This window comes from Microcystis sp. M_OC_Ca_00000000_C217Col (assembly GCF_007095585.1).
Classification (GTDB): Bacteria; Cyanobacteriota; Cyanobacteriia; order Cyanobacteriales; family Microcystaceae; genus Microcystis; species Microcystis panniformis.
Map to the genome: position 1 here is coordinate 1 of NZ_SFBV01000029.1, position 4247 is coordinate 4247.

Below are 4247 nucleotides of genomic sequence, written 5' to 3' on the forward strand. Positions count from 1 at the left end.
ATCTCGTTATTAATGATAGCACGGCTGGCTTCCAATCCAGCAATGATTTATTAATAAATATCACCGGATTTACTGGTACTTTACCAGCTTTAGGGAACATTCCAGTGGGTAATTTCTTTATCTAAGCGTCTAAGCTCTCCTTCTAAGGCGTAGGGTGCGTTAGGCGGCTATCAATTCCGTCAAAAAACCAAAATTAACAAGCCGCCGTAACGCACCAACTCTATTATTAAATCGGTGCGTTACGCTATCGCGCTTTACACCTAAGAGTAAGCGGACAACTCAAATGAACCCAACAACCGCCAATTATGATGAACCCTGGAAAGAAGCATTAAGTCACCTAGAAAACGGGTTTCTTCAAGAAACTATTGAGAAACCCGTTTTCTTTGAGAAACCCGTTTTCTTTGAGAAACCCGTTTTCTGGACTTTAAGACAAAAAAACGTTTCGCTGACAAACTCTATAAAGTCTGGTTACTCAGTGGAGAAGAAGTCTGGATATTGCATCGTTGTTTTCAGCTAATAGTTTCTGAATTTATTTCTTCTTATTTTCGACTAACTCTTGCTCAAATTTTGGCTGACTTTTTTGAGATTTTTGACCACTTATACTCGCCAGCAAAAACAAATGATAAGAGCTTTGTTTTGATTTGTAAATAACAGCATAAGGTTGGCTGATATAATCGATTAATTCATCCATGTTCCAATAAATCTTTGCTTTTAACCACCCGATCACTTCATTTATCTGGTCATCTGTTAAATATCCGATCGAGCCTTTATATCCTATTCTAATTCCTTCTATTTATTTTAAATATATTTCGACCGTAATATATAAAAGATTGCTTGACACAGAGTATTCTGCTGATTTCTTCACAGGTTTTACCTTCGAGAGACATCTACATCTTTACTAAGAGCGCTCGTTTCAGTTCTCTTGAATCCATTACACTTTTTATAAATAGCTCTAATTCAGCTATTTGTGATTCCTTGCTTTGCTGCTCCAATCTTGTGTAATTCATTTTGTATTTGGTATAATGGCTCTTCTCGACTTTGTGTGATAATTTTTGCTTATGGAATCGTGAAATGCTTATCGGGCAAGACTTTTAGGGCTATTTTGCGGATATTCTATCAGTATAGACCTCGTTTCCACACAGTTCTAGGTGTGCGGGTGGGGACTGACGCGGAATTGTTCACCCTAATTTTGGTAAACCCATACTATAGTTCTGGACTCTGGCATTGAGATTATAGCTAATTTCGCCTTTTTGCAGGAGAGAACGGATAAAATGTTCTAGATCTGAACCGATGCGACGGAGATTATATTCGCTCAGTTCTTCCCCATTGTAGGACTCTACCAATTCATCAAACTTACTATAAACCTTATTGAGAGCCACTTCTTCCCAATTAAATTCATTATCGGGATCCACATCAAGAGTCAAGACATGGTTACTCTCGATTAATTGATTATTTTTTACTTCAGCCGTATAAATGCGAATATGACGGGTCGTGGATTTTAACAGCATGGAATCTTCAGGGTAAGTTAGACGCTATGTCTAAGATTTTGCCATGATTTGCGGCAATGGGGTGTGGGGAAGTGGGGAAGTGGGGAAGTGGGGAAGTGGGGAAGTGGGGAAGTGGGGAAGTGGGGAAGTGGGGAAGTGGGGAAGTTGTCTCATCACCCTATCACCCCAAAACCCTATCACCCTATCACCCTATCACCCTGCCTCCCGAACAATGTTTACGGATCGACCAGAAACGTGATACTATAATAGATTGCAGTATTTAAGCAGAGATCACGAGTCCTATGGCCTTAACCCAGACCAAAAAACAAGAACTAATCAGCCAATATCAGGCCCACGAAACCGATACAGGATCATCGGAGTTACAGGTAGCTTTCTTAACCGAGAGAATCAACCAACTGACCGAACACCTGAAAGCTAACCCGAAAGACCATGCTTCCCGTCGGGGATTACTCCAGATGATCGGTCGTCGTCGGGGACTGTTAACCTATATCCAGAAGAAAGATCAACAACGTTATCAAACCCTGATTGGTCGTCTCGGAATTCGCCGTTAAGCATACCCCCTTTGCATCCCTACCATGGCCTCTGAATCGAAATCGACGGAGAAAAAAGAACGTCTCCCCTTTGAGCCGCGCCAAAATAAGCGAAAAACCCCGAAAATTGCCCCTAGTCCCGTGCCACCGCCCCTAAAAAATCGCTCCGAGGAAACCAGCTTAAAGGCGATTCCGCAAGTGGTCAGTCAACGGATGGCCAAACGGATGGCGGTATTTTGTGGCCTGCCGACGGCACTGGGGATAGCTTCCTTTTTTGGCTTCTACTGGATTATTAGCCACGATCTTCTCGAAATCCCTTCCTACGTCGCCATGCTCGTCAGTTTAAGCCTGTTTGGTCTAGGTTTCATCGGTCTGAGTTATGGCATCTTCTCCGCTTCTTGGGATGAGGATCGGGTGGGGGATTGGCTAGGATGGCAAGAATTTCAAGCTAATTTTGGCAGAACGATCGCCGCCTGGCGGTCCGGCAAAAAAGAAGTGGAAGAAAAATAGATAACCTCTAGAAATCGTCAACAATAGAGATTAAAGGAAACAATAAAAGGTTAATGCCATGATTGTTGTCATGAAAGTTGGTTCCCCGGAAATTGAAATCGAGCGCGTCGGTGCCGAATTCGAGGCATGGGGATTAAGTCCCGAGAAAATCGTCGGTAAGCATAAAGTTGTCATCGGTTTAGTCGGAGAAACCAGGGAATTAGACCCCCTACAAATCCAAGAATTAAGCCCTTGGATCGAAACCGTCCTGCGAGTCGAACAACCCTTCAAACGCGCCTGTTTAGAATACCGTCACGGGGAATACAGCGAGGTTTTAGTCCCTACTCCTAACGGTGTTATCCCCATCGGCAGAAATCATCCCGTTAGCATTGTCGCCGGCCCCTGTTCGGTGGAAAATGAGGCCATGATCGTGGAAACTGCCAAACGAGTGGCGGCAGCCGGAGCGCAATTCCTCCGGGGGGGTGCCTACAAACCCCGCACTTCTCCCTATGCTTTCCAAGGTCACGGGGAAAGCGCTTTGGAATTACTAGCGGCGGCTAGAGATGCCAGTGGTTTGGGTATTATCACGGAAGTAATGGACGCGGCGGATCTCCCTAAGATTGTCGAAATAGCCGACGTGGTGCAAGTGGGAGCCCGCAATATGCAGAATTTTTCCCTCTTGAAAAAAGTTGGAGCGCAACCGAAACCAGTCCTACTCAAGCGCGGCATGGCGGCCACTATTGAAGATTGGTTGATGGCGGCAGAATATATCCTCGCCGCAGGAAATAGCAATGTTATTCTCTGCGAACGCGGTATCCGCACCTTTGACAGTAAATATACTCGCAATACCCTAGATTTATCCTGTATTCCCGTTTTAAGAACTTTAACTCACCTGCCGATCATGATCGATCCTAGCCACGGTACGGGTAAATGGGAATATGTCCCGACCATGGCCATGGCTTCCCTAGCAGCCGGGGCCGATTCCTTGATGATCGAGGTACATCCTAACCCGGCAAAGGCCCTATCTGATGGGCCGCAATCCTTGACCCCCGACCGATTCGATCGATTAACTCGGGAGTTAGCGGTCATTGGTAAGGCGATCGGGCGTTGGCCCCAGGTTCCGGCACTGGTTTGATAAGATGATCAGGGGGTGAGTCAACCCCCTTTTTTGGGCATAAATTTCGCTTTTCGGGGCAGTTATGGTGACAGTTCCTCTGGAGTTAAATACTGAGCAAATTAGGGGTGAGAAACGGGTAGTTTTTAATCATCTCAGTTGGTTATCCTATCAGCAAATTTTACAGGCACTAGGAGAAAATAATCGCGCCCATTTATTTTATGATCGTGGCACTTTAGAAATTACTATGCCCCTAGAAGAACACGAGTTTTATCGAGAATTAATCGGATTGTTTATTCGGATTTTGGTGGTAGAATTGGGTTTAAAAATTAAAAGTATGGGTTCCACAACTCTAGCTAGGGAAGATTTAGAACGAGGAGCAGAACCCGATAATGCCTACTATATTCAAAATCAAGCTAAAGTGCTGGGGAAAAGGATTAATTTAACTGAAGATCCGCCCCCAGATTTAGTGGTGGAAGTGGATATCACCCACACGGATATTAATAAATTAGCACTTTATGCCCGTTTGGGAGTGCCGGAATTATGGCGTTTTAATGGACAAATATGGCGCATTTATCGGTTAGAAAAGGGGGGTTATCAGGAAGG

At 44.5% G+C, this 4247-nt stretch carries 9 protein-coding genes; 7 read left to right on the forward strand and 2 right to left on the reverse strand.

Translation table 11 applies throughout. The annotated features are described in order from the left end of the window. A partial coding sequence (locus EWV66_RS01580; protein WP_502705672.1) for a bluetail domain-containing putative surface protein occupies positions 1-125 on the forward strand: 125 nt, incomplete at its 5' end. A gap of 158 nt (positions 126-283) precedes the next feature. Continuing rightward, positions 284-517, forward strand: coding sequence for a hypothetical protein (locus tag EWV66_RS01585; RefSeq protein ID WP_002763025.1), 234 nt, complete (start codon positions 284-286; stop codon positions 515-517). A 12-nt stretch (positions 518-529) separates the two neighbouring features. Here the strand turns inward: EWV66_RS01585 and EWV66_RS01590 are convergent, their stop codons facing one another. Continuing rightward, complete coding sequence (locus tag EWV66_RS01590) at positions 530-691, reverse strand: hypothetical protein (RefSeq protein WP_155119788.1); 162 nt, start codon at positions 689-691, stop codon at positions 530-532. A 487-nt stretch (positions 692-1178) separates the two neighbouring features. Further along, positions 1179-1508: an NAD(P)H-quinone oxidoreductase subunit M gene (locus EWV66_RS01595; RefSeq protein ID WP_002768583.1), complete on the reverse strand. Its 330-nt coding sequence runs from the start codon at positions 1506-1508 to the stop codon at positions 1179-1181. Between the two features lie 43 nt (positions 1509-1551). Here EWV66_RS01595 and EWV66_RS01600 point away from each other — a divergent pair, with 43 nt between their 5' ends. From EWV66_RS01600 to EWV66_RS01620, 5 genes are all read left to right on the forward strand, one after another. Beyond that, positions 1552-1746 (forward strand): hypothetical protein, encoded by a 195-nt coding sequence (locus EWV66_RS01600; RefSeq protein WP_052275765.1) that lies wholly within the window; start codon positions 1552-1554, stop codon positions 1744-1746. Between the two features lie 43 nt (positions 1747-1789). Then, the gene (gene rpsO, locus EWV66_RS01605; RefSeq protein WP_002738807.1) at positions 1790-2059 is read left to right on the forward strand and encodes a 30S ribosomal protein S15; all 270 of its coding nucleotides are present in this window, start codon (positions 1790-1792) and stop codon (positions 2057-2059) included. A gap of 24 nt (positions 2060-2083) precedes the next feature. After that, entirely contained in the window at positions 2084-2548 is a 465-nt protein-coding gene (locus tag EWV66_RS01610; RefSeq protein ID WP_002763019.1) for a PAM68 family protein, read from the forward strand. Positions 2549-2606: 58 nt separating this feature from the next. Beyond that, positions 2607-3662 carry a 3-deoxy-7-phosphoheptulonate synthase gene (aroF, locus tag EWV66_RS01615; protein ID WP_002768581.1) on the forward strand — a complete coding sequence of 352 codons (1056 nt, stop codon included), beginning with the start codon at positions 2607-2609 and terminating at the stop codon, positions 3660-3662. Between the two features lie 64 nt (positions 3663-3726). Continuing rightward, positions 3727-4247 (forward strand): Uma2 family endonuclease (locus tag EWV66_RS01620; RefSeq protein ID WP_287108323.1); only part of this gene is annotated, 521 nt, incomplete at its 3' end.

What these genes read in the sequence shown, in the direction of transcription:
- aroF (WP_002768581.1), top strand. Translation starts at nt 2,607, where the DNA reads ATGATTGTTGTCATGAAAGTTGGTTCCCCGGAAATTGAAATCGAGCGC.
- EWV66_RS01590 (WP_155119788.1), bottom strand. Translation starts at nt 691, where the DNA reads ATGGATGAATTAATCGATTATATCAGCCAACCTTATGCTGTTATTTAC.
- EWV66_RS01595 (WP_002768583.1), bottom strand. Translation starts at nt 1,508, where the DNA reads ATGCTGTTAAAATCCACGACCCGTCATATTCGCATTTATACGGCTGAA.
- EWV66_RS01600 (WP_052275765.1), top strand. Translation starts at nt 1,552, where the DNA reads ATGATTTGCGGCAATGGGGTGTGGGGAAGTGGGGAAGTGGGGAAGTGG.
- rpsO (WP_002738807.1), top strand. Translation starts at nt 1,790, where the DNA reads ATGGCCTTAACCCAGACCAAAAAACAAGAACTAATCAGCCAATATCAG.
- EWV66_RS01610 (WP_002763019.1), top strand. Translation starts at nt 2,084, where the DNA reads ATGGCCTCTGAATCGAAATCGACGGAGAAAAAAGAACGTCTCCCCTTT.
- EWV66_RS01585 (WP_002763025.1), top strand. Translation starts at nt 284, where the DNA reads ATGAACCCAACAACCGCCAATTATGATGAACCCTGGAAAGAAGCATTA.